This is a genomic window from Marinobacter sp. EhC06, from assembly GCF_001650915.1.
In the GTDB taxonomy this organism is placed as follows: domain Bacteria; phylum Pseudomonadota; class Gammaproteobacteria; order Pseudomonadales; family Oleiphilaceae; genus Marinobacter.
In genome coordinates this window covers 1-22,214 of the sequence record NZ_LXYO01000037.1, presented here as the reverse complement: position 1 = coordinate 22,214, position 22,214 = coordinate 1, and the positions used below count along the sequence as shown (strand labels likewise).

Genomic DNA, 22,214 nt, shown 5'->3' with positions numbered 1-22,214 from the left:
CTGTTCCGGACACCAATATTTGCCGGAACGCCACAAGGGTGCAAAACCATATGGCACTGAACAGCATTGAAGACATCATTGAAGATATCCGTCAGGGCAAGATGGTCATACTGATGGATGACGAGGATCGCGAGAATGAGGGCGATCTCGTGATGGCTGCTGAGCATTGCACGGCCGAAGCCATCAACTTCATGGCCCGGTTTGGTCGTGGCCTGATCTGCATGCCCATGACCCGGGATCGCTGTGAGCAACTGGGGTTGCCGCTGATGGTCCAGCAGAACGCCTCTGGTTTCGGAACCAAGTTTACCCTCTCCATTGAGGCCGCCGTGGGCGTGACCACTGGTATTTCCGCGGCAGACCGGGCACGCACCGTGCAGGCAGCGGTCGCCCGCAATGCCAAGGCCAGTGATCTGGTTCAGCCCGGCCATATTTTCCCGTTGATGTCTGATCCCGGCGGTGTGTTAAGCCGCGCAGGGCACACGGAAGCATCCTGTGATCTCGCAGCACTGGCCGGTTGTGAGCCGGCAGGCGTGATCTGTGAGATTATGAATGACGATGGCTCAATGGCCCGCCGGGAAGATCTGGAGCGGTTTGCCGAAGAACACGACCTCAAGATCGGCACCATTGCCGACCTGATTCATTACCGCACTATGAACGAGCGCACTGTTGAGTGTGTTGAAGAGAACGACCTGGATACCGAGTACGGCGTATTCAAGCTTCGGACCTATCGTGACAACATCCAGGGAGCAACTCACCTGGCCATGTTGATGGGGGATATTTCTCCCGACGAACCGGCCTATGTTCGTGTTCACATCACCGATACCCTTCGGGACCTTCTGGGTGCCCGCCGCAAGGATTCCCGCAGTTGGCCTTTACATCACGCGCTGGAAAAAGTGGCGGAAGAAGGCAAGGGCGTGGTTGTCCTGCTGAACAGTGCCGAGGACAGCTACAACCTGGAAGACCGGATCCAGGAATTCTTTGATGAGGGTAAAGGCTCTTCTGGCAAGGGCAGCTCAGGCGTTTACTTCACCGTAGGCACTGGTTCCCAGATTCTCCGGGATATCGGTGTTGGCAAGATGCGTCTGCTGAGCCCGCCGATCAAATTCTCGGCGATCTCCGGTTTCGATCTAGAAGTTGTTGAGTACGTTCCCTATACCCCTGAATGACAAACCCGGTCGTGGCCCCGATGCCGCGACACGTGAAGGAGCCATCGATGGCAGATATTAGAGTAATTGAAGGTGATTTCACCGAGTGCAGCGGGCGTTATGCCCTGGTGGTGGGCCGTTTTAACGGCTTTGTTGTAGAAAGCCTGGTTGAAGGCGCGCTGGACACCCTGCGCCGTCACGGCATTTCCGATGACGACGTCACTATCGTTCGCGTACCGGGGGCCTATGAAATGCCCCTGGCCGTCAAGCGCGTTGCAGAAACCGGTGAGTACGATGCGATTATCGCCCTGGGTGCTGTCATCCGTGGTGGTACACCCCATTTCGAGTATGTTGCCGGCGAGGCCTCTAGTGGTCTTGGCGCGGTCAGTCTTGATACTGATGTGCCAGTGACTTTCGGTGTGCTGACGGTGGAGTCCATTGAACAGGCTATCGAGCGCTCCGGAACCAAGGCTGGTAACAAAGGTGCGGAAGCGGCGATCACCGCCCTTGAAATGGTCAGCCTCTTCAAGAAGCTGGGTGAGTAATGAGCGAAACTGAAGGTACATCACCGCAGCCGGCCCCGTCCGGCCAACCGAAAGCCGGTGATCGACGCCGTGCCAGGGCCCTGGCCATGCAGGGGCTATATCAGCGCCATTTCAGCAAGACGGCGATTTCTGACATTGAAGCCGAGTTCATGGTCGACAATGACATGACCAAGGTTGATCTGCTGTATTTCCGCGATCTGCTCCGTGGTGTCCATCGCGAGCAGGGCGAGCTGGACAAGTTGATCGAGCCTTTTCTCGATCGGCCTATCAACGAGGTTGACCCGGTGGAGCTGGCCATTGTCCGTTTGGGGGCCTATGAGCTGAAGCATCGGCTTGATGTGCCCTATAAGGTGGTTATCAACGAGGGCATTGAAATGGCCAAGCGCTTCGGCGGCACCGAGGGCCATAAGTTCGTCAACAGCATCCTCGACAAGCTGAGCGGCCGACTCCGGCTCGCTGAGACCCGCTCCCGCTAGCCGATGGGCGAGTTCGAGCTGATTCGCCGTTACTTTCTGCCGCTTGCCGGGCGGCAGGAATCCCGATCCCTGATCCTGGGACCCGGGGATGACTGCGCGATTCAGCGGATTCCCGCTGGCCGGGATCTCGTCTTTTCCGTGGATGCCCTCGTGGAGGGTGTCCATTTTCCCCGAAACTATCGTCCAGATTACCTGGGTTGGCGTGCTCTCGCCGCAGCTGCCAGTGATCTTGCGGCCATGGGTGCAGACCCGGAATGTTTCACGCTTGCGCTGACGCTGCCCGCTGTGGATGAGCAGTGGCTTGAGGACTTCTCAATGGGGCTGAGAAGTGCCAGCGAAGCGTTCGGTCTAGAATTGGCGGGCGGGGATACCACCTCCGGACCGCTAACTCTGAGCCTGCAGGTGCATGGTACCGTTGAGCAGGGGAGTGCTGTTCGTCGGTCCGGCGCCCGTCCCGGCGACCTGATTGCGGTGTCGGGAACCCTGGGCAACGCCGGCGCTGCCCTCGATTATCTCTCGGAAGCTGCCCCCTCCGCTGACATGCTCTCCGTACTGGAGCATTACCACCGGCCCCGGCCCAGGCTGGATCTTGGGGCAGGGATTCGCCAGTATGCCAGCGCCGGAATTGATATCTCTGATGGTTTGCTGGCTGATCTTGGGCATATTCTGCATGCCTCCGGCGTGGGGGCCCGGATCGAGAGTGCCAGGTTGCCTCTTTCGCCTGAGCTTGTCAGGCTCAAGGGCGAGAAGGCTTTGGACTACGCATTGCGTGCAGGAGACGATTACCAGCTGTGCCTGTGTTTTACCCAGGAAAACTGGGACCACGCACCGGGCTCTCTCACGAGCCAGCTTACCGTGATCGGTTCCGTCGAGACTGAGCAAGGGCTGTATCTGGATGGCGCCGACTGCAGTTCGGAGGCGCTATCTGCGGGTTTTGATCATTTCAGGAGTGAAGCATGAGTCAGGAAGGCCAAACTCCAGAGCCCGATTCCCCGGCAGTCATACTACCACCAGGCTTTCTGAGGAACCCCGTGCATCTGCTGGCTTTTGGGTTTGGCAGCGGAGCAACCGCGAGGGCACCTGGCACCTGGGGAAGCCTGGCCGCCATCCCGCTCTGGTACAGTTTTGCCTGGTTACCGCCCGTGGGCTACTGGCTGGTGGTCTTGGTCGCTTTTATCGTAGGCATCTGGCTCTGTGGCAAGACCGCCGACGACCTCAAGGTTCATGATCATGGCGGCATTGTCTGGGATGAATTCGTCGGGATGTGGATCGCCCTTGGTTTGTTCCCCGACAATATCTATGGAGTTCTGGGGGCTTTCGCTCTGTTCCGGCTTTTTGACATTGCAAAACCATGGCCCATCAGTTGGCTGGACCAGCACCTGCCAGGCGGTTTGGGTATCATGGTTGACGATGTTATTGCCGGCGTCATGGCCCTGATCTGCCTGTGGGCAGTGGACGTGTGGCTGGTGCCCGTCATGGTCTAGACGGGCACAAAGGCCTGTCAGTGAAGCTGTTGTTCTTCCGGCAGCATACGGACCACGTGCAAAAAGCGCTTGAGGCCTGTTTCCGCGCGCTCCCGTGAAGCGAACGGGCCACTGTCAAACCCTTCCCGGGTGGTGAAGTACCACTTGCTCCCTACGCAGAAGAATCGACTACTGCGAAAGGGAACCGGCCCTTCTTCTCCGGTCCTGCGTTGGGTGTCCATGGCGTCTCCTGTACTGCCCGCTTTTCGTTTTTGCTTTTCGGGCGCCGCGTTAATATCTGCCGATCTGTTTAAAATTAACCCAATTCAGGGCGAATTCAACATTTTTTTACAATTTTACGGGTTGGGTCTCAATCGGGATCATGGATTAAAAATCCGGAATGGTGCCGGCGAAGCGCGCGGTTGTCTTGCCCTTGTCAGATGCACTCGTCAGAATGCTACGAAACTGGCGCCAGCCTGACGCCATTTCCATCCTCATGCCAAGGAGACTAAATGAACATTTCTCATCTGATCCGTGTTTTCCAATCAACAGGACAGGGCTGGCGCCGAGGCGTCGCACGCGTTCGCGCCGCACTGGGTGCAATGGTTGTAATGTCTCTGGTGGGATGTGCTTCCAGTGTCAGCGTTGTGGAAACCTGGGAAGGCAACCCAGCGGCAGCGTCCAATGCCGCCACGCTTGAGGCACCAGGTGAAATCCGGGTTACCCGGGTGAATGGCCGGGCCATGACTAACTTCCTGATGGACGATCTGGCACTCGACTACGCCCTGCTTCCCGGTGAAAACGAGGTTGTTTTTGTCTACAAGACCATCTGGGCGAAAAGCGGTGTGGTCAGAAACGGAGAATCGAAAGTTCACGTGATCGAGAGCGAGCCTCAGGTTGTTCGTTTCGAAGCAGAAGCCGGTGAAACCTATCGTTTCGACTTTGATCAGCCGGAGTCTCGTCAGGAAGCCGAGCAGGAAATGCCGGAGTTCTCCGCAGAGATCGTCTCGTTGGCGGGAGCGTCTGTGGCAACTTCAACCGTTTGGGATCCGAGTGAGCGGATGACCGCTGCCCGCACGCCGATTCCGGAATCTACCTCCGGGAGCTCTCTGGTAAGTGGTGATAACGCGCTTGAACAGCTGAAAACCATCTGGGAAACAGCGAGTGACGAGGAGAAAAAGGCGTTTCTTCGTTGGGCGTTTGAGTAACCTGAGTCTTGCTTGACCGTTTCCGGGGCCGTTTCAGGCCCTGAAACGTTTCAGGGCTTTCTTCAGAAGTCCCTCCAGTGCGGTCATGGCGTCATCCGCAAGGGTCTGTGTTGGGGAAGCCGCTATGGGCTCCTTGTCAGCGTCCGCTCCGAGCCGCTGCATGGCGTTTTCGATGGCACTGAGGCTGTCATCCACGTGAGCCTGCAGCGACTCTCCGTTAGCCACCACGTCCGGACAGGTGGTGAAGTTAAGTGTCAGTCTTCCCTCATAGCTTACCGCAACAATGACCAGCCCCATGCTGTCGAACAGCGGCGCCGTATTGTATTGCTGAACCAGGCGTGCGCCCTGCAGATAAAGTGACACCTGTGGTCCGGGAACGTTGGTGATTGGCAGATTGAACACTGGCTGGTAACGCTGGGCAATTTGCAACTCCGAGTAAAGTCTCGCGGACAGCGCCAGCATGGTGGACGGTAGGAGTTCCGTCAGCCGATCGGCAGCAATGGCCTCCCGGTAGGGCTCCGAAGCAACCGCGTTCCAATGTATCCGGCGAATGCGGTGGGCAGGATTGGTTTCATCGGTGGCCAGATCCAGCAGCATGGCGGACATCTGGTTTCCGGTTGCCCGGCGCAGGCTGCTGGAACGCACCGAAATCGGTGTCATTGCCACCAGGGACTTGTCAGCATTGGCGCCCTCGCTGATCAGATAGCGCTTCAGGGCCTCGGCGCAAAGGCCCAAAACCACATCGTTCAGTGTTACATCCCCCAGGAAGGCTTTGATCGCCTTAAGTCTCGAAAGATCCACGCTGGCGGCGACAATCTGCCGATTTGCCGTAATCTGGCGGTTGAAGGGGCTGTGGGGGGCTGAGAACAGCGGAAGCGGCAACGGCAGCTTGCGCAGCTGCTTCTGGATCAGGCCGCGGGCAGTAGCCTCGGCGGCGTTGAACGCCAAAGACGTGATCTGTAGGGGCGTGCGAATGATGTTCGCGCCCGCCTGAAGCATGACCCGCTCTTCCGAGGGTTCTGGTCTGGGCTGCCAGGGTCGCGGTGGCGTAATTGGGCTGGGCTCGGGTGTGTACTCGAGTAGTTTGCCAATAATCTCCTCTCCGCTGAAGGCGTCGATAGCAGCGTGGTGCAATTTGACGATGAGAGCGAAGCCGTCGCTGCCGGTGTTCTCCTCGTCCAGTTTGAAACCGTCAACAAAGGTGATGTGCCACAGGGGTCGGTCCCTTTTAAGCGGTTCCTCCAGAATCCGTGAGGCCAGCGTCATCAGGCTTGCCTTGCGACCGTGTTCGCCCAGGTTAACGTAGGCGAGGTGGCGCTCGATGCTGAAATCGGGATCATCAATCCAGTAGGGGCGGCCCAGGCGCAGGGGGATTTCTTTCAGGCGTTGCCGGAAAACCGGCACGACATGCAGGCGGCTTCGAAGGTAGGCGACAAAGGTGCTGAAGGCCAGCGGTTGCTCCCGCTCGGAGGCATCGAAGAGATAGATGCCTCCGATGTGCATCGGTGTGGTTTCCGACTCCAGATACAGGAACGAGGCATCCAGTTCCGACAGTTGCCGCATCAGAGAGCTCCCTTCGGCGTTGGTTTCAGCTGCAGTATAAACGAAGTGTCCCGGTAAACGGTTGACTCATTTGCCTGGTTTGACTCCGAGTTGAAGTCATATCATTTGCTTTATTTTCAGCCTGTTAGCCAGTCGGAAACGGCTCCCTCCGAGCTAAGTCGGTCCCAGAACCACATCAAGGCCTTGCCCTGGTCTTCGGCATGCCGGGCCAAGTGCAGTTTAATTGGCTGGCGCGATTCCTGAACGTCCTTGATGACCAGTTTTCCTTCGTTCAGCTCTTCGCTGATTCTTGCCCTGGGTAACCATCCCACGCCAAGGCCGGCGACCTGTATGGCGATCTTCTGATCAATGTTGGCCACAGTCAGGGTTCGCTGACGGTGGAATATGCCGGCGTGGCCCGGGGGCAGGGACCTTGATGTGTCTGCAGCGACGGCTGCCGGATAACGGGAGATGTCGTCCTCGGACAGCGGCGCTTCAGCATCCGCCAGGGGGTGATCGGAGGCAACGGCAAAAACGAACGGCATGTCGCCCAGGGATTTGGTCGTGTAGTTTCCGGCCGGCTTGCTGAAATTATCGGCGCCTATAATCAGGTCCACCCGGCGGCTTTGCAGCGCATCCCAGGTACCGGCGAAAACCTCTTCCACAATTTGCACATCCACCGGCACGCCCAGCTCATAGAATTCCTGGATTGCCGGAAACAGGCATTCCGCAGGCAGGAGAGAGTTGAAGCCGATCCTTAAACGGGTTTCCCAGCCCTGGGCGACCTGGCGGGTGGTGTGCGCGAGGTTCTCTGCTGCTTCCAGGAGGGTACGACCCTCTTCCAAAAGATACCGGCCGGCCGGTGTCAGTCGCGCGCGGTGGCCAGTGCGGTCGTAAATGGCCACGTTCAGATCCTCTTCCAGTTTCTGCACGGTGTAACTGATGGCAGAAGGAACCCGGAACAGTTCGTTGGCAGCACCGGCAAAGCTGCCTTTGCGGTCTATGGCATCAAGGACTTTGAGGGCGTCTATGGTGATGGCTGTATGCATGTTCGAATAATCTGAGGTTGTTGGCCAGAAATGCTTGTTTGAGAGCGTAGCAGGGTCCCCGGTATTCTGCCCATATTGATTTCATCATGTTCAGGAATTTTAACGGGAGGGCATCATGGGCCTGCTGATTGACGGCAAATGGCACGACAAGTGGTATGACACCGACAAGACCGGTGGCAAATTTGAACGGGAGGCGGCCCGGTTTCGGAACTGGGTGACCGCCGATGGCTCGCCGGGGCCGGATGGCGAAGGCGGTTTCAAGGCGGAATCCGGGCGCTATCACCTGTATGTATCCATGGCCTGCCCCTGGGCGCACCGGACTTTGATTTTCCGGAAGCTCAAGGGGCTGGAGAAGCACATTTCGGTGTCAGTGGTGCACCCGGACATGGTGGAAAACGGCTGGGAGTTCCGGCCCGACAGTGAGCAGCATCGGGATCATCTCCACGGATTCCGTTTCATGCACCAGGTCTATACCAAGGCCGCCCCCGAGTACTCCGGCCGGGTAACGGTGCCGACCTTGTGGGACAAGCAGAAGGAGACGATTGCGAGCAACGAGTCTGCCGAGATTATCCGAATGTTCAATTCGGCGTTTGATGGCCTCGAGGGTGTTCGGACCGACCTGGATTTCTACCCTGATGATCTGCAAGGCGAGATTGATGAGGTAAATGCCCGGGTCTATGACACGGTCAATAATGGTGTCTACAAGGCGGGTTTTGCCACGGCGCAAGACAAATACGAGGAGGCGTACAACGCGCTGTTCGACTCACTCGACTGGCTTGAGGAGCGGTTGTCTGGCCGGCGCTATCTGGTAGGTGGTCAGCTCACCGAGGCTGACTGGCGCCTGTTCACGACGCTGATCCGGTTCGATGCCGTGTACTACAGCCATTTCAAGTGCAACCGCCAGCGGATCAGTGATTTTCCGGCGCTTTCCGCCTACGTTCGGGATCTCTACCAGGTGCCTGGCGTGGCGGAGACCGTAGATATCGATCAGATCAAGCGTCATTACTATGTAAGCCAGAGAACCATTAACCCGACGCAGATCGTGCCAGTCGGGCCGCAGCTGGACTTTGATTCGCCCCATGGCAGGGAAGTCTTGGGGTGAGTTGCTGGTGACCAGTGTCGGATTACGGCTTCGCCTAATCCGACCTACCCGGGGTCAACCAGCTGCATGAAAACGTAGGTCGGATTAAGCGAAGCCGTAATCCGACAAACCGCTAGCGAAAAGGCTCACTAGCTAACCCGCGCAACCGCAATGTCAGTCAGCAATACCATCGCTTCCTTGTGCGCCGATTCGGGAAGGCATTTCAGGCAGCCGGCGGCCAACGCGGCCTGCTCCCGGGCCTTGGTCATGGTGTATTCGATCGCACCTGAGCGCTCAACGATATCGAGGATGCGGGGCAGATCATCCAGGCCGCCTTTTCGGATCGCCTGACGGATAAGCTGCCGCTCGTCCTCGGTCCCGTGGGTCATGGCGTGGATCAGGGGTAGAGTAGTTTTGCCTTCAGCCAGGTCGTCGCCGACATTCTTGCCCATGGCTTCGGCATCGCCCCGGTAATCCAGCACATCGTCAACCAGCTGGAAAGCAAGGCCCAGGTGCTTGCCGTAGTCTTTCAGCCCCAGTTCCTGCTCCTCACCGGCAGCGGCGAGCAGGGCGCCGGTGTGAGAGGCGGCTTCGAACAGCATGGCGGTCTTGTTGTGGATGACCTTCATGTACTGGTCTTCCGTGAGGTCCGGGTTTTTCACGTTCATCAGCTGCATGACCTCGCCTTCAGCGATTACCGCCGTGGCATGGGACAGGACGTCCATTATGCGCAGGCTTTTCAGCTCCACCATCATCTCGAAAGCACGGGCGTAGAGGAAATCACCTACCAGAACGCTTGGCGCGTTGCCCCAGCGGGCGTTGGCGGTGCTCCGGCCCCGGCGCATGTCTGAGGTGTCCACTACATCGTCGTGTAGCAGGGTGGCGGTGTGCAGGAATTCGATCACGGCGGCGAGCTTGAGATGGTCGTTTTCCTCGTAGCCGGCGGCCTGGCTGGAAAGCAGAACCAGCAACGGTCTCAAGCGCTTGCCGCCGCTTTCAATGATGTACTGGGCGATTTTCTCCACCAGGGGAACATCTGAGGAAAGCCGCTGGATGATCAGATCATTAACGCGGCTGAAGTCGTCGGCCACGGTGTCGTAAATGCGCTGGGCTGTCATGCGGCTTGTGGATCCCTTGCTGGTGTTATCGTCGTTACGATCGTTGATATTAAAGGCAGGTCGCGGCAATGCTAGGTATTGCCGAAGGTAGTGTCAACTTGGCTTGTGTTGCGGTGCGTCTTTTCGTACAATCACGCGCCCAACTCATCCCAACCTGCGCTCCCTGCTATAGGGTCGCCAGAGCGCCTCCCTTAGAACCAGGTGGATAAGAGCAGGGATGGGTCAATCGTGGAGAACGAGTGAATGTACGCAGTTATTGTTAGCGGTGGTAAGCAGCACCGTGTAAAGGAAGGCGAAACCCTGAAGCTGGAAAAGCTGGAAGTTGAAACCGGTGGCAACGTTGAGTTCGATCGCGTTCTGCTGATCGCCGACGGCGACAAAGTTCAGGTAGGCGCGCCGGTTGTTGATGGTGCCAAAGTGACAGCGGAAGTGGTTAGCCACGGCCGTCACGACAAGGTTCAGATCATCAAGTTCCGTCGTCGTAAGCACCACATGAAGCGTCAGGGCCACCGTCAGTGGTTTACTGAAGTCAAGATCACGGGTATCAAGGGCTGAGGCTCTCGAATTACCCCTTAAATAAGGAGGCTGGTAATGGCTCATAAAAAGGCAGCAGGTAGTACCCGTAACGGTCGCGATTCCGAGTCGAAACGACTTGGTGTGAAGCGCTATGGCGGTGAGACCGTATCTGCAGGCAGCATCATCATTCGTCAGCGTGGCACTCGTTTCCACGCTGGTAGCAACGTTGGCATTGGCAAGGACCACACCCTGTTCGCGAAAGCGGAAGGTCAGGTGAAGTTCGAAGTCAAAGGCCCGCAGAGCCGTAAGTTCGTGAGCATCGTTCCGGCTGCGTAAGCAGCGGCGATCCGGTTCTGTCGAACCTTGGGTGGCGCTGATATCCTGATATTATCAGGTGTTCAGAGCCATCCGGAGCCCCGCAAAGCTTCCTAGAGGCTGCGGGGCTTTTTAGTTTATGCGCATGGCGCAAAGGGTTGATTCATGAAATTCGTAGACGAAGCCACCATCATTGTGGAAGCCGGCAAGGGCGGTCACGGCTGCCTAAGCTTCCGGCGTGAAAAATACGTTCCCAAGGGTGGCCCCGATGGTGGCGACGGGGGCGATGGTGGTTCCGTGTATCTGGAAGCCGAGGAGTCGTTGAACACGCTGATCGACTACCGGTTCCAGCGCAAACACAAGGCCCAGAATGGCGAGCCAGGCTCCGGCCGCAACTGTACCGGCAATAAAGGCGAGGACCTGGTTCTGCCTGTTCCGGTCGGCACCACGGTGGTCGATATGGACACCCACGAGGTCCTGGGCGATCTGACCCACGCCGGTCAGCGCCTGAAGGTTGCCCAGGCGGGTTTTCATGGTCTTGGTAATACCCGCTTCAAATCCTCGGTGAACCGTGCGCCACGCCAGACCACCAAGGGCTCGGATGGTGAGTTGCGTAACCTCAGGCTGGAGCTGAAGGTGCTGGCAGACGTGGGGCTGCTGGGTATGCCCAATGCCGGCAAGTCCACCTTCATCCGTTCGGTATCGGCGGCCCGCCCGAAAGTCGCGGACTATCCGTTTACCACGCTTGTACCCAATCTTGGTGTGGTCAGTGTGCAGGCGCACCAGAGTTTCGTGATTGCCGATATTCCCGGTTTGATTGAAGGTGCCGCCGAAGGTGCGGGCCTGGGTATCCGCTTCCTGAAGCATCTTGTTCGTACCCGGCTGCTACTGCATCTTGTGGATGTGGCGCCATACGATGGCTCGTCGCCCGCCGATGCGGTAAGAGCGATCGAGCATGAGCTGGAGAAGTTCAGTGAAACCCTCGCCAACCGCCCGAGGTGGCTGGTGCTGAACAAGGTTGACATGGTGGCCGAGGAAGACCGCGATGCCCATTGTCAGGCGATCATCGATGAGCTCGGGTGGCAGGGGCCGGTGTTCCGGATTTCCGCGCTCAGCGGCGAGGGCACCAAATCCCTGGCTCAGGCTGTCATGCGCTGGATTGAAGAGCAGGCCGAAGAAGAAGCTCAGAATCCGGAATTTGCCGAGCGGGAAGCGCAGCGACGCCGGCAGATGGACGACGAGGCTCGCGCCCGTATTGAAGCCGAGCGCCAGGCGCGGCGCGCGGCCCGTGAAGAGGACGATGACGACGACTTTGACGATGATGATTACGACGTCGAAGTGGTCTACGCCCCGGAGTAAAAGCAGGACTGACACCAGAGAGATTGCTCACGAACCATGACTGAACGCCTACAGCTGCGCCAGGCCCGCCGCCTGGTTATCAAGATCGGAAGCGCCTTGCTGACCAACGACGGCCGTGGCCTGGACGTGGCTGCTCTCGGGTTATGGGTTGATCAGATTGCAGAGCTGATCGAAGACGGCGTTGAGGTGGTCGTTGTCTCCTCTGGCTCGGTAGCCGAAGGGATGAGTCGGCTTGGCTGGACCGTCAGGCCTGAGCAGCTCCATGAGCTTCAGGCGGCGGCAGCTGTCGGTCAGATGGGGTTGGTGCAGACCTGGGAGGCGCAGTTCAAGCGGCATAACATCCATACCGCGCAGATTCTGCTTACCCATGACGACCTGTCGGACCGTAAGCGTTACCTGAATGGCCGTGGCACCCTCCGCGCCTTGCTGAACCTGGGTGTGGTGCCAATCGTTAATGAAAACGACACCGTTGTCACTGACGAGATCCGGTTTGGCGATAACGACACCCTGGGCGCGCTGGTTGCCAATCTGATTGAGGCCGATGGCCTGATTATCCTGACTGACCAACTGGGTTTGTTTGACAAGGATCCGAGGAAGCATGCGGATGCCCGCCTGGTGACCGAGCGCCGGGCCGGTGATCGCGAGCTGGATGCCATGGCCGGTGGTGGCGCCGGGGTTCTGGGTCGCGGCGGTATGCAGACCAAGTTGCGGGCTGCTCGGCTTGCTGCACGATCCGGGGCATTTACTGTCATTGTTGGTGGTCGTATTGAGGGCGTGATTGGCCGGCTGCGGCAGGGTGATGTGATCGGCACTCTGTTATTGCCGGAGCAGGGTCGAATTGCTGCGCGAAAGCAGTGGCTCGCCAGTCATCTGCAGACTCGTGGCAGGCTGACATTGGATGATGGCGCCGTAAAAGTGCTCTGTCTTGGTGGGCGCAGTCTTCTCCCGGTGGGCGTTAAAGGGGTTTCAGGGCAGTTCCGGCGTGGGGAGATGGTGTCCTGCTTCGATCAGAGTGGCCGTGAAATTGCCCGGGGGCTGGTGAATTACGACGCCGATGAAGCCAGGGCCATTGCCGGCCGGTCCAGTGACCGGATTACCGAAATTCTTGGCTATATGTCGGGCGAGGAGATGATCCACCGGGACAATCTGGTGATTGTGTGATGATCGTTCGCCCATAAAAAAACCGGCCGTTTGGCCGGTTTTTTTGTGCCTGAGTCTAGCGACTTATGCGCTCTTCAGGGCCTTGATCCTGGCGCTAAGGCGGCTCTTGCTACGAGCAACCTTGTTCTTCGCGAAGATACCTTTGTTGACCATGCTGTCCAGAATCGGCTGAGCCTGCTGGAAAGCGGCCTGGGCTTCTTCGTAGTTGCCGGATTCGATCTTGGATTGAACCTTTTTCATGTAAGTACGAGCCATGGAACGCAGGCTTGCATTGTGCTTGCGGTTCTTCTCGTTCTGACGTGCGCGCTTCTTGGCTTGCGGGGAATTTGCCACCGTAAAACTCCTGAAAATCTCAAATTCGTTGCTGAATGATTCGTTACATCGCGGGCGCGCCAAAACCAGCGCGTCGAAATAAATGACGCGGAACTATGCCGCTCAAACCTCCAAATGTCAAGGCTAAAACCCATTTCATGCCCCGACACAGAAGGCCTGTGGTAAACTCGCGGCTCACTGAACGCTGGCTTGACCGGGAAGCAGGTAATTCCCGAAATACTAGCGCCAAAAGGATGTCCAGAATGCCAGACAAGGGCCTGCATGTCGTCGGAACCTGAATCAACGCCTGAACAAAAGCAATTGCCCAAGCCCCCCGGCCTGCTCAGGTCGTCTGGGCTAGTGGGTATCATGACCATGCTTTCCCGGGTGTTGGGTCTGGTTCGGGATATGGTCATTGCCCGCTATTTCGGCGCCGGTGCCGGGGCGGATGCCTTTTTTGTGGCGTTCAAGATCCCGAATTTCCTGCGCCGGCTATTTGCTGAAGGCGCCTTCTCCCAGGCCTTTGTGCCGGTACTGTCCTCCTATCGAGAGAATCAGTCACTCTCGGACGTCCAGCGGCTGGTCAATGCCGTGGCAGGCTCCCTCGGTTTGGTGCTGTTGGGCGTCACGCTGGTGGCCATCCTTGGGGCGCCGGTGCTGACGGCGGTTTTTGCCCCTGGCTTCCTGGATGACGATGTGAAATTTGCGCTTACCAGCGATATGTTGCGCATCACCTTTCCGTACCTGTTGCTGATCTCGCTGACCGCCTTCGCGGGCGGCATCCTCAATAGTTACGATCGCTTCGCTGTGCCGGCATTTACCCCGGTGCTTCTGAACCTGGCAATGATTGCGGCGGCCATCTGGTTAACGCCATTGATGGACGAGCCGGTGATGGCTCTGGCCTGGGGCGTTTTCATTGCCGGGGCTCTGCAATTGTTTTTCCAGTTGCCGTTTCTGATGCGACTGGGCCTGATGCCCAGACCCCGAGTGGACTATCGCCACGAGGGCGTCAGCCGGATTCTAAAGCTGATGGCGCCTGCGCTGTTCGGGGTGTCGGTAAGCCAGATCAACCTGCTGCTGGATACCGTTCTGGCGTCTTTTCTCCAGACCGGCAGCGTTTCCTGGCTGTATTACTCGGATCGGCTCTCGGAACTTCCTCTCGGGGTGTTCGGCATAGCCATTGCCACGGTGATCCTGCCGAGCCTTTCCCGTAAACACGCAGCGGCGTCAGCGGACCAGTTCGCGGCCACCCTGGATTGGGCGGTTCGGGCGGTTCTGTTGATTGGTCTGCCGGCAGCCCTGGCGCTTGCGCTGTTGGCCGAGCCGCTGATTGCCACCCTGTTTCACTATGGTGCGGTTACCGACCGGGATGTGGCCATGTCGGCCCAGAGCTTGAGGGCCTATTCCGCCGGTTTGCTGGCGTTCATGCTGATCAAGGTTCTGGCGCCGGGGTTTTTCGCAAGAGAAGACACCAAAACACCGGTCAAGATCGGCATCATTGCCATGGTGGCAAACATGGTGTTCAACCTGATTCTCATTTTTCCGCTGGCTCACGCCGGTCTCGCGCTGGCCACCTCCATATCGGCCTGGTTGAATGGCTATCTTCTTTGGCGCGGACTGCGGAAGGAAGGGGCCTGGCAGAGTCAGCCGGGCTGGCCCCGTTTCCTGCTACAGCTGCTGTTCGCCAACGGTGCGCTTGCGGCCATCATTGTCTGGCTCAACGACCCGGTGTCGGTGTGGCTGGCAAACGGCGGTTATCAGCGGGCGGCGGATATGGGGTTGCTGGTGGGGGCAGGCGTAGCCGTCTACTTCGTTGCACTGGCGCTGGCCGGGGTTCGGGTAAGACATTTCCGCCACAGGTAAGGTATAATCGCGCGTTTTCTCACCAGCGTTGCGGTAAAAGTCAACGCTGAAAGCTAGCTGGCAATTGAAGGTTCGCATTGCATGCGTCTGATCCGGGGCCTGACCAACCTGAAAATGCTTTCCCGTCGGGAGGGCTCACCCCTCGCTAACGGGTGTGTCGCCACCATTGGTAACTTCGACGGTGTGCATCTTGGGCACAAGACCATTATTGATCAGGTCAAAAGTAAGGCTGAAGCTCTGGGTGTGCCCTCGGTGGTGATGATTTTCGAGCCTCAACCCCGGGAGTTTTTTCAGGGCAAAGAAGCGCCACCCAGGCTGATGGGGTTTCGTCAGAAGTTTGAAGCCCTGCTGGCGGAAGGCATCGATATCGTGCTGTGCCTGCGCTTCAATCAGGCGTTTCGCAGCTATTCGGCTATGGGTTTCATCGAAGATGTCCTTATCCAGGGGTTGGCGGTTCGTCACCTGGTGGTCGGCGATGATTTCCGTTTCGGCTGTGATCGCGCCGGCGATTTTGCACTTCTCGAGAAGGTTGGCAACGACGCCGGGTTTACCGTTGAAAATACCCTTACAGTGACGGTAGGCGGAGAAAGAGTGAGCAGCACCCGGGTTCGGGAATTGCTGACGGTGAATGGACTTGAGAAGGCTGAATCGCTTCTTGGCCACCCCTATCGAATCCGGGGTCGGGTTGTGTATGGCCGTCAGTTGGGGCGCCAGATTGGCGCGCCAACTGCGAATATTTTGCTGCACAGAACGCCGGCCCTGCGCGGTGTCTATGTGGTTGCCGCCACTCTGGATGACGGCGCCCGATTCGATGGCGTTGCCAATATCGGTGTGCGTCCGACTGTTGACGGCAAGCGGCCCTCACTGGAAGTGCACCTGTTTGACTTTGCTGGCACACTTTATGGCCAGCATCTGGAAGTGGTATTCCGCCACGGCCTTCGGGACGAGGAAAAGTTCGGTTCCGTGGATGAGCTGAAAGATCAGATTGCCCGGGATTTTGACCATGCCCGGGCGTGGATTGCCGAAAACGGCTCTGTGAAAAGCGCGGATTGAAACGCCTGGCTGCGCCCCAACGAATAAACGACTGACCAAAACTGACCAAGACCAAAAGAGTACGCACACAAACCATGAGCGACTACAAGCACACCCTGAATCTGCCGGAAACCGCCTTCCCCATGCGCGGCAACCTGGCCAAGCGCGAGCCGGAAATGCTCAAGCGCTGGCAGGATCTCGACGTCTACGGCAACCTGCGCAAGCAGCGTGAAGGGCGGGAGAAGTTCATCCTCCACGATGGCCCTCCCTACGCCAACGGCAGTATTCACATTGGTCATGCGGTCAACAAGATTCTCAAGGACATGATCGTCAAGTCCCGCAGCTTCATGGGCTATGACGCGCCTTACGTGCCGGGCTGGGACTGCCATGGTCTGCCCATCGAACACAAGGTGGAGCAGGAGATTGGCAAAGCCGGTGTGAAGGTGGATTACAAGACCTTCCGCCAGGCCTGTCGCGACTACGCCACCAAGCAGATCGCCGGTCAGAAGGCCGATTTTGTCCGTCTGGGCGTCATGGGGGAGTGGGACAAGCCCTACCTGACCATGGATCCCAGGGTTGAGGCGGGTATCGTTCGTGCCCTCGGCAAGATTGTCGCCAAGGGTCACCTGGTGCGTGGTTACAAGCCGGTTTACTGGAGTGTGGTGGGTCAGTCCGCACTGGCAGAAGCCGAGGTTGAATACCAGGACAAGACCTCGACCCAGATCGATGTGCGCTTTACCGCGGTTGACCAGGCAAAAGCCCTGTCACTGTTCGGCACCGATAATGGCAATGGCGATGTGTCCGTGGTTATCTGGACCACCACGCCCTGGACCATTCCGGCTAACCAGGCCGTTTCCCTTAATGCCGATCTGGACTATGCATTGGTGCAGACCGATGTCGGGCACGGCCCGGAGCGGATGATCCTGGCTGCCGACATGGTCGATGGCATCATGGCCCGCTGGCAAGTTGAGAGCTACGAAGTGCTGGCAACCTGCTCTGGTGCCGCCCTGGAAAACCTGGTTCTCCAGCATCCGATCTACGACAAGCAGGTTCCGGTGATCCTGGGTGATCACGTGTCCACCGATACCGGTACCGGCGCTGTTCATACCGCGCCTGACCACGGTATGGAAGACTTTGAGGTGGGCAAGGCCTACAACATCGGCACCATCAACCTGGTTCAGGCTGACGGCACCTACACCTCAGCCGCCGGTGAGCTGGCCGGTGTACACGTTTACAAGGCCGATGAGCCGGTTTGCAGCGCGCTCGAGCGCGAGGGCAAGCTGGTCCGCTCCGAGAAGTTCCGGCACAGCTATCCCCATTGCTGGCGTACCAAGACCCCGCTGATCTACCGGGCAACGCCCCAGTGGTTTATCAGCATGGACAAGGAAAACCTGCGCGCTGATGCTCTTGAAGCTATCCAGGGTGTGCGCTGGGTGCCTTCCTGGGGTAAGAACCGTATCGAAGCCATGTTCAACCAGTCTCCGGACTGGTGCATCTCCCGGCAGCGGACCTGGGGCGTGCCCATCACCCTGTTTATCCACAAGGAAACCCAGGAACTGCACCCGGACACCCAGAACCTGATCGAAAAGGTGGCCCAGCAGATCGAGGAGGGCGGTATCGACGCCTGGTACGAGCTGGATGCGTCTTCCCTGTTGGGCAGTGATGCCGAACAGTACGAGAAGGTGACGGATACCCTGGATGTCTGGTTTGATTCCGGCGTGACCCACGAGTCGGTCCTGCGGGTTCGCGAGGAACTGGGGCAGTTCCCGGCGGATATGTATCTGGAAGGCTCTGACCAGCACCGTGGCTGGTTCCAGTCGTCCCTGAAGACCTCCATTGCCATGAATGGCGTGGCACCTTACAAGCAGGTTCTGACCCACGGCTTTACCGTCGATGGCAAGGGCCACAAGATGTCCAAATCCCTGGGCAACGTGATTGCACCCCAGGAAGTCATGAACGAGCTGGGCGCGGACATCCTGCGCCTGTGGGTGGCGGCAACCGACTACAGCGGCGAAATGACTGTGTCCAAGGACATTCTGCGCCAGACTGCTGATGGTTACCGCCGGATCCGGAATACCTCCCGCTTCCTGCTGAGCAACCTCACCGGATTCGATCCGGAGCAGCACATGGTGGCGCCGGAAAACATGATCGCACTGGATCGCTGGATGGTGGACCGCGCCCTGCAATTGCAGGAAGAACTCCATGAGGACTATGGCAACTACGCCTTCCTGCGGATTTACCAGAAGGTGTATAACTTCTGTGAAGCCACCCTGGGTGGTTTCTATCTGGATATCATCAAGGACCGGCAGTACACCACCCAGGCCGACAGCCTGGCGCGGCGTTCCTGCCAGACGGCCCTGTACCATGTGGCCGAAGCGCTGGTTCGTTGGATCGCCCCGATCCTCAGCTTCACCGCTGATGAAATCTGGCAGCATCTGCCGGGTAAGCGCAGCGATACCGTCTTCTATGAAACCTGGTATGAAGGCCTCACGCCACTGCCGGAAAACGCCGAGCTTGGCCGTGACTACTGGCGCGAGATGTACAGCGTGAAAGAGGCCGTCAACAAGTGCCTGGAGGAAGCCCGGGCGCGGGGTGAAATCAAAGGTTCGCTCAGTGCCGAGGTGACTCTGTTCTGCGAAGGCGACCTGGCTGCCGATCTGAAGCACCTGGGTGAGGAGCTGCGGTTTGTTCTGATTACCTCCGAGGCCAGTGTCAAGCCGGTTTCAGAAGCGGGCGACGCGGAAATGACCTCCCATGAAGGTCTCCGCGTGAAAGTGACACCTGCCGCTCACACCAAGTGCGAGCGCTGCTGGCACCACCGGGAAGATGTCGGACGTAATGCCAAGTACGACGATCTCTGTGGTCGCTGTGTGACCAACGTGGAAGGGCCCGGTGAAGCCCGCGCCTACGCCTGATGGACGCGACCATGACGGAGCAGGTCACCGGAAGCAAACTGAAGTGGCTTTGGCTGGCGGTACTGGTGATCGTTCTGGATCTCGGCACAAAGGCCATGGCCACCGCTATGCTGACCTATGGCGACCCTGTGCCGGTCATGCCTATGTTTAATCTGACGCTGCTGCATAACACCGGAGCAGCGTTCAGCTTCCTGGCCGAAGCTGCTGGCTGGCAACGCTGGTTTTTCGTAACCCTGGCGCTGGTGGTCAGCGTGGTACTGATCTACTGGCTGAAAAACCTGCAGCGTCATGAGACCTGGACCGCCATTGCCATCGTACTGATACTCGGCGGCGCCCTTGGCAACGTCTACGATCGGGTGGTGCACGGCTACGTGGTCGACTTCCTGCACTTTTACTGGCAGGACTGGCACTTTCCCGCCTTCAACCTGGCCGACACCGCGATCACCATCGGTGCCGCCATGATGATACTTGATATGTTCCGCAAACCCGCCGATTCGGACGGGAATGCTGAAAGGAGTGAGTAACTCTTATGAATGAACTGCCTGTCGACAAGGGTACCCGGGTGAAGCTCCATTTTGCCCTGAAGTTCCCGGATGGCGAAGTGATTGACTCGACCTTTGAGAAAGAGCCGGCTTCCCTGGAAATCGGCGATGACAATTTGCCGGAAAACTTTGAAGCCTATCTGATGGGCATGAAGGCGGGGGAAAAGGACAGCTTCCAGGTGCCGCCCGAGAAAGCCTTTGGTCAGCACAACCCGAATAACGTCCAGACCTTCAAGCGCCACGAGTTCAGCCCTGATATGGTGCTGGAGCCCGGTGTGATGATCTCCTTCGCCGATGCGCGCCAGAGTGAGCTGCCGGGTGTTGTCAGCCGCGTAGAAGGTGACGAAGTGGAGGTGGATTTCAATCACCCCCTGGCAGGGCGTACACTGACATTTGAAGTAGAAATCATTGATGTGGAGCCGGTCGGCCCGGCCCACTAACCAGAGCAGCAGGTTGATATGCAGATCCGACTCGCCAATCCCCGAGGTTTTTGTGCCGGCGTGGACCGCGCCATTGAAATTGTAAACCGGGCGCTGGACGTGTTCGGAGCGCCCATCTACGTAAGGCACGAGGTGGTCCACAATAAATTTGTGGTGGATAACCTCCGCAACCGTGGCGCCATTTTCGTGGACGAGCTGGACGAGGTGCCAGACGACAAGCTGGTTATCTTCAGCGCCCATGGCGTCTCCCAGGCGGTGCAGAATGAAGCCGCCCGCCGTGGCCTGAAAGTGTTCGACGCCACCTGCCCGCTGGTCACCAAAGTCCACCTGGAAGTCATGCGCTACAGCCGCGATGGCCGGGAATGCGTACTGATCGGCCACCACGGCCACCCGGAAGTGGAAGGCACCATGGGACAGTACGACCACAGCAATGGTGGCGAGATTTACCTCGTGGAGAACGAGGACGATGTGGCCAACCTTGAAGTGAAAGACCCCGCAAAGCTGTCCTACGTGACCCAGACCACTCTGTCCATGGACGATACCGCCCGGGTCATCGACGCCCTCCGTGCAAAGTTCCCGGACATTCAGGGCCCGCGCAAGGACGATATCTGCTACGCCACCCAGAACCGCCAGGACGCCGTCAAGCAGCTGGCTGGCGACTGTGACCTGATGCTGGTGGTAGGTTCGCCGAACAGCTCCAACTCAAACCGCCTGCGTGAGCTGGCAGAGCGAATGGGCACGCCAGCCTATCTTATCGATGAGGCTTCCCAGATCGATGCCGCCTGGCTGGAAGGGAAGACTTCGGTTGGCGTTACCGCCGGCGCCTCGGCACCTGAAGTGCTGGTCAATGATGTGATTGCCCGCCTCAGGGATCTGGGTGGCAGCGTTCCGGAGGAGATTGCCGGGCGTGAGGAGAATATTGTGTTTTCTATGCCGCGTGAACTCAGAATCGATGCAGTAGATCTTAGCTGAACTCTCCAGCATCGATTCCGAGTTGGGACTGCTACCAGCAATTAGCTATCGCTGCCCCCCGATTGCCCTGCTCATCCAGCGTTAACGTGCCACAATCGTCATTGGCTTGCGCGGCGGTAGGTACTGCTTGAAGAGTGTACGTATCCCTAGTCGCGTTCCCAACGAAACTTATGTTGTAGAAGGCCGTTCCCTCCTGGGGTGATTGGGTAAAGGGAAGCGCAGGATTGGCACCAGCGTCCCGGTAATCGAATCCGTTCGAGTAACGTCGTTCCATCCACTGGCTCAGTTCCAGCAGGTCGGCTTGGGCCGTGGTGCGCCGGGTTTGCTCTACTTGGTTTTGATACAGTGGAAACGCGATGACTGCAATAATGCCGATAATCGCGACGACGATCACCAGCTCAATAAGTGTGAAACCTCGATTTGCGCTGGGTGAAATTGATCTGACATCCTGAATTCGTTGCATTAACAAGCCTCGTTCAATCGAAATAAAATCGTCAATCTCGGGACCGAATTGAGATGATGCGTAGCGTTTTCCCCTTGGCCTCAGGATCCACCTCAAAATAGATCTTTAGCCCTTCATCCAGCTCCTTAACCAATCTCTCTCTGGACCAGAACGCGCCGTTGAACCTCACTACAGCGGCGAGCTCAGCAAGCTGGTCGTCAATAACCACTGCTCGCCCATCTTCCGACACTCGGTTTACCACCCCGGCCAGTTCGCCGAGATTACTCTCGCCAGCGCCGACTACGACAGGGGTTTGAATCGTCCTCTCAGCAATGGAAGGCCCAGCGAAAAAGAGGGCGGCCAGAGTCATTGACAGCACCAATACGAATTTGCTGTGTTTGGATTCTGAATCACGCATAGCAATTACCTTTAAGTTAGATGGGCAGCTCCTAGCGGAGCTGCTCCCAGGTTTGCCTACCAATGTTGTTTTCCAAGGCCTTGCCACAGAGTGCTGTCTTGCAGGGATCACCGCTGTCGATCTTGTTGGGATCAGTGATGAATGCTTCTGTATCGCCCTCGGTTATAGTCCGGACCTCGGCGCCTTGGCCAATATTGATGCCGCTGGGAGCGTCGCCGCCGCCACCGCCGCCACCGCCGCCACCGCCACCGCCGCCGCCGGAACCGCCGCCTGAACCACCGGAACCACCAGAGCCGACTA

25 protein-coding genes are annotated in these 22,214 nt (G+C 58.0%); 17 read left to right on the top strand and 8 right to left on the bottom strand.

Annotation, left to right across the window (positions count from 1 at the left end):
• Positions 1-50 precede the first annotated feature (50 nt).
• The 5 genes from ribBA to A8B84_RS19885 are packed head-to-tail and all read left to right on the top strand — an operon-like array spanning position 51 to position 3,650.
• Positions 51-1,166: a bifunctional 3,4-dihydroxy-2-butanone-4-phosphate synthase/GTP cyclohydrolase II gene (gene ribBA, locus A8B84_RS19905; protein ID WP_064230230.1), complete on the top strand. Its 1,116-nt coding sequence runs from the start codon at positions 51-53 to the stop codon at positions 1,164-1,166.
• Between the two features lie 47 nt (positions 1,167-1,213).
• The gene (gene ribE, locus A8B84_RS19900; RefSeq protein WP_064230229.1) at positions 1,214-1,690 is read left to right on the top strand and encodes a 6,7-dimethyl-8-ribityllumazine synthase; all 477 of its coding nucleotides are present in this window, start codon (positions 1,214-1,216) and stop codon (positions 1,688-1,690) included.
• The gene (gene nusB, locus A8B84_RS19895) at positions 1,690-2,166 is read left to right on the top strand and encodes a transcription antitermination factor NusB (RefSeq protein ID WP_064230228.1); all 477 of its coding nucleotides are present in this window, start codon (positions 1,690-1,692) and stop codon (positions 2,164-2,166) included. The genes ribE and nusB overlap by 1 nt, the downstream gene beginning before the upstream one ends.
• A gap of 3 nt (positions 2,167-2,169) precedes the next feature.
• A complete protein-coding gene (thiL, locus tag A8B84_RS19890; RefSeq protein ID WP_064230227.1) occupies positions 2,170-3,126 on the top strand; it encodes a thiamine-phosphate kinase in 957 nt (318 codons plus the stop codon).
• Entirely contained in the window at positions 3,123-3,650 is a 528-nt protein-coding gene (locus A8B84_RS19885; RefSeq protein ID WP_064230226.1) for a phosphatidylglycerophosphatase A, read from the top strand. Before thiL ends, A8B84_RS19885 begins: the two co-directional genes overlap by 4 nt.
• Positions 3,651-3,667: 17 nt before the next feature.
• On the opposite strand, the gene A8B84_RS19880 is transcribed toward A8B84_RS19885, so the two are convergent.
• The gene (locus A8B84_RS19880) at positions 3,668-3,871 is read right to left on the bottom strand and encodes a DUF6316 family protein (RefSeq protein WP_064230225.1); all 204 of its coding nucleotides are present in this window, start codon (positions 3,869-3,871) and stop codon (positions 3,668-3,670) included.
• 405 nt (positions 3,872-4,276) lie between these two features.
• Here A8B84_RS19880 and A8B84_RS19875 point away from each other — a divergent pair, with 405 nt between their 5' ends.
• Positions 4,277-4,837 (top strand): DUF2057 family protein, encoded by a 561-nt coding sequence (locus A8B84_RS19875; RefSeq protein ID WP_413772197.1) that lies wholly within the window; start codon positions 4,277-4,279, stop codon positions 4,835-4,837.
• Positions 4,838-4,870: 33 nt separating this feature from the next.
• Here A8B84_RS19875 and A8B84_RS19870 read toward each other — a convergent pair whose 3' ends face one another.
• Entirely contained in the window at positions 4,871-6,400 is a 1,530-nt protein-coding gene (locus tag A8B84_RS19870; RefSeq protein ID WP_064230224.1) for a WS/DGAT/MGAT family O-acyltransferase, read from the bottom strand.
• 116 nt (positions 6,401-6,516) lie between these two features.
• On the bottom strand, positions 6,517-7,428 hold the full coding sequence (locus tag A8B84_RS19865; protein WP_064230223.1) for a LysR substrate-binding domain-containing protein: 912 nt from the start codon (positions 7,426-7,428) through the stop codon (positions 6,517-6,519).
• Between the two features lie 115 nt (positions 7,429-7,543).
• Here A8B84_RS19865 and A8B84_RS19860 point away from each other — a divergent pair, with 115 nt between their 5' ends.
• Positions 7,544-8,530: a glutathione S-transferase family protein gene (locus tag A8B84_RS19860; protein ID WP_064230222.1), complete on the top strand. Its 987-nt coding sequence runs from the start codon at positions 7,544-7,546 to the stop codon at positions 8,528-8,530.
• A 128-nt stretch (positions 8,531-8,658) separates the two neighbouring features.
• Here the strand turns inward: A8B84_RS19860 and ispB are convergent, their stop codons facing one another.
• A complete protein-coding gene (gene ispB, locus A8B84_RS19855) occupies positions 8,659-9,627 on the bottom strand; it encodes an octaprenyl diphosphate synthase (RefSeq protein ID WP_064230221.1) in 969 nt (322 codons plus the stop codon).
• A 243-nt stretch (positions 9,628-9,870) separates the two neighbouring features.
• Between ispB and rplU the strand changes: the two genes are divergently transcribed.
• The 4 genes from rplU (at position 9,871) to proB (ending at position 12,978) form a co-directional block, all read left to right on the top strand.
• Positions 9,871-10,182, top strand: a complete 312-nt coding sequence (gene rplU / locus A8B84_RS19850) for a 50S ribosomal protein L21 (RefSeq protein ID WP_008170744.1) — start codon at positions 9,871-9,873, stop codon at positions 10,180-10,182.
• Positions 10,183-10,218: 36 nt separating this feature from the next.
• Entirely contained in the window at positions 10,219-10,479 is a 261-nt protein-coding gene (gene rpmA, locus A8B84_RS19845) for a 50S ribosomal protein L27 (RefSeq protein ID WP_064230220.1), read from the top strand.
• A gap of 144 nt (positions 10,480-10,623) precedes the next feature.
• Positions 10,624-11,817, top strand: coding sequence for an Obg family GTPase CgtA (cgtA, locus tag A8B84_RS19840; RefSeq protein WP_064230219.1), 1,194 nt, complete (start codon positions 10,624-10,626; stop codon positions 11,815-11,817).
• A gap of 36 nt (positions 11,818-11,853) precedes the next feature.
• Positions 11,854-12,978, top strand: a complete 1,125-nt coding sequence (gene proB / locus A8B84_RS19835) for a glutamate 5-kinase (protein ID WP_064230218.1) — start codon at positions 11,854-11,856, stop codon at positions 12,976-12,978.
• Positions 12,979-13,041: 63 nt separating this feature from the next.
• Here proB and rpsT read toward each other — a convergent pair whose 3' ends face one another.
• Complete coding sequence (rpsT, locus tag A8B84_RS19830) at positions 13,042-13,311, bottom strand: 30S ribosomal protein S20 (RefSeq protein ID WP_064230217.1); 270 nt, start codon at positions 13,309-13,311, stop codon at positions 13,042-13,044.
• A 261-nt stretch (positions 13,312-13,572) separates the two neighbouring features.
• Between rpsT and murJ the strand changes: the two genes are divergently transcribed.
• The 6 genes from murJ (at position 13,573) to ispH (ending at position 21,054) form a co-directional block, all read left to right on the top strand.
• Complete coding sequence (murJ, locus tag A8B84_RS19825) at positions 13,573-15,153, top strand: murein biosynthesis integral membrane protein MurJ (RefSeq protein ID WP_082905236.1); 1,581 nt, start codon at positions 13,573-13,575, stop codon at positions 15,151-15,153.
• 81 nt (positions 15,154-15,234) lie between these two features.
• Entirely contained in the window at positions 15,235-16,206 is a 972-nt protein-coding gene (ribF, locus tag A8B84_RS19820; protein ID WP_064230216.1) for a bifunctional riboflavin kinase/FAD synthetase, read from the top strand.
• Between the two features lie 74 nt (positions 16,207-16,280).
• Positions 16,281-19,100: an isoleucine--tRNA ligase gene (gene ileS / locus A8B84_RS19815; RefSeq protein WP_064230215.1), complete on the top strand. Its 2,820-nt coding sequence runs from the start codon at positions 16,281-16,283 to the stop codon at positions 19,098-19,100.
• A complete protein-coding gene (gene lspA, locus A8B84_RS19810; RefSeq protein ID WP_064230214.1) occupies positions 19,100-19,624 on the top strand; it encodes a signal peptidase II in 525 nt (174 codons plus the stop codon). Before ileS ends, lspA begins: the two co-directional genes overlap by 1 nt.
• Before the next feature lie 5 nt (positions 19,625-19,629).
• Entirely contained in the window at positions 19,630-20,082 is a 453-nt protein-coding gene (gene fkpB, locus A8B84_RS19805) for an FKBP-type peptidyl-prolyl cis-trans isomerase (protein ID WP_064230213.1), read from the top strand.
• A gap of 18 nt (positions 20,083-20,100) precedes the next feature.
• Complete coding sequence (gene ispH / locus A8B84_RS19800) at positions 20,101-21,054, top strand: 4-hydroxy-3-methylbut-2-enyl diphosphate reductase (protein ID WP_064230212.1); 954 nt, start codon at positions 20,101-20,103, stop codon at positions 21,052-21,054.
• A 31-nt stretch (positions 21,055-21,085) separates the two neighbouring features.
• Here ispH and A8B84_RS19795 read toward each other — a convergent pair whose 3' ends face one another.
• From A8B84_RS19795 to A8B84_RS21735, 3 genes are all read right to left on the bottom strand, one after another.
• Entirely contained in the window at positions 21,086-21,517 is a 432-nt protein-coding gene (locus A8B84_RS19795; protein WP_064230211.1) for a type IV pilin protein, read from the bottom strand.
• Positions 21,518-21,548: 31 nt separating this feature from the next.
• Positions 21,549-21,914: a hypothetical protein gene (locus A8B84_RS19790; RefSeq protein ID WP_064230210.1), complete on the bottom strand. Its 366-nt coding sequence runs from the start codon at positions 21,912-21,914 to the stop codon at positions 21,549-21,551.
• Positions 21,915-21,945: 31 nt separating this feature from the next.
• The coding region (locus A8B84_RS21735; RefSeq protein WP_201257920.1) for a hypothetical protein at positions 21,946-22,214 on the bottom strand (269 nt) is incomplete at its 5' end.

Coding starts and splice junctions, on each gene's coding strand:
- ileS (WP_064230215.1), top strand. CDS start 16,281: ATGAGCGACTACAAGCACACCCTGAATCTGCCGGAAACCGCCTTCCCC.
- A8B84_RS19870 (WP_064230224.1), bottom strand. CDS start 6,400: ATGCGGCAACTGTCGGAACTGGATGCCTCGTTCCTGTATCTGGAGTCG.
- A8B84_RS19795 (WP_064230211.1), bottom strand. CDS start 21,517: ATGCAACGAATTCAGGATGTCAGATCAATTTCACCCAGCGCAAATCGA.
- A8B84_RS19860 (WP_064230222.1), top strand. CDS start 7,544: ATGGGCCTGCTGATTGACGGCAAATGGCACGACAAGTGGTATGACACC.
- ispB (WP_064230221.1), bottom strand. CDS start 9,627: ATGACAGCCCAGCGCATTTACGACACCGTGGCCGACGACTTCAGCCGC.
- cgtA (WP_064230219.1), top strand. CDS start 10,624: ATGAAATTCGTAGACGAAGCCACCATCATTGTGGAAGCCGGCAAGGGC.
- proB (WP_064230218.1), top strand. CDS start 11,854: ATGACTGAACGCCTACAGCTGCGCCAGGCCCGCCGCCTGGTTATCAAG.
- A8B84_RS19790 (WP_064230210.1), bottom strand. CDS start 21,914: ATGCGTGATTCAGAATCCAAACACAGCAAATTCGTATTGGTGCTGTCA.
- A8B84_RS19885 (WP_064230226.1), top strand. CDS start 3,123: ATGAGTCAGGAAGGCCAAACTCCAGAGCCCGATTCCCCGGCAGTCATA.
- A8B84_RS19865 (WP_064230223.1), bottom strand. CDS start 7,428: ATGCATACAGCCATCACCATAGACGCCCTCAAAGTCCTTGATGCCATA.
- murJ (WP_082905236.1), top strand. CDS start 13,573: ATGTCGTCGGAACCTGAATCAACGCCTGAACAAAAGCAATTGCCCAAG.
- rplU (WP_008170744.1), top strand. CDS start 9,871: ATGTACGCAGTTATTGTTAGCGGTGGTAAGCAGCACCGTGTAAAGGAA.
- thiL (WP_064230227.1), top strand. CDS start 2,170: ATGGGCGAGTTCGAGCTGATTCGCCGTTACTTTCTGCCGCTTGCCGGG.
- ribBA (WP_064230230.1), top strand. CDS start 51: ATGGCACTGAACAGCATTGAAGACATCATTGAAGATATCCGTCAGGGC.
- nusB (WP_064230228.1), top strand. CDS start 1,690: ATGAGCGAAACTGAAGGTACATCACCGCAGCCGGCCCCGTCCGGCCAA.
- A8B84_RS19880 (WP_064230225.1), bottom strand. CDS start 3,871: ATGGACACCCAACGCAGGACCGGAGAAGAAGGGCCGGTTCCCTTTCGC.
- ribE (WP_064230229.1), top strand. CDS start 1,214: ATGGCAGATATTAGAGTAATTGAAGGTGATTTCACCGAGTGCAGCGGG.
- ribF (WP_064230216.1), top strand. CDS start 15,235: ATGCGTCTGATCCGGGGCCTGACCAACCTGAAAATGCTTTCCCGTCGG.
- lspA (WP_064230214.1), top strand. CDS start 19,100: ATGGACGCGACCATGACGGAGCAGGTCACCGGAAGCAAACTGAAGTGG.
- fkpB (WP_064230213.1), top strand. CDS start 19,630: ATGAATGAACTGCCTGTCGACAAGGGTACCCGGGTGAAGCTCCATTTT.
- ispH (WP_064230212.1), top strand. CDS start 20,101: ATGCAGATCCGACTCGCCAATCCCCGAGGTTTTTGTGCCGGCGTGGAC.
- rpmA (WP_064230220.1), top strand. CDS start 10,219: ATGGCTCATAAAAAGGCAGCAGGTAGTACCCGTAACGGTCGCGATTCC.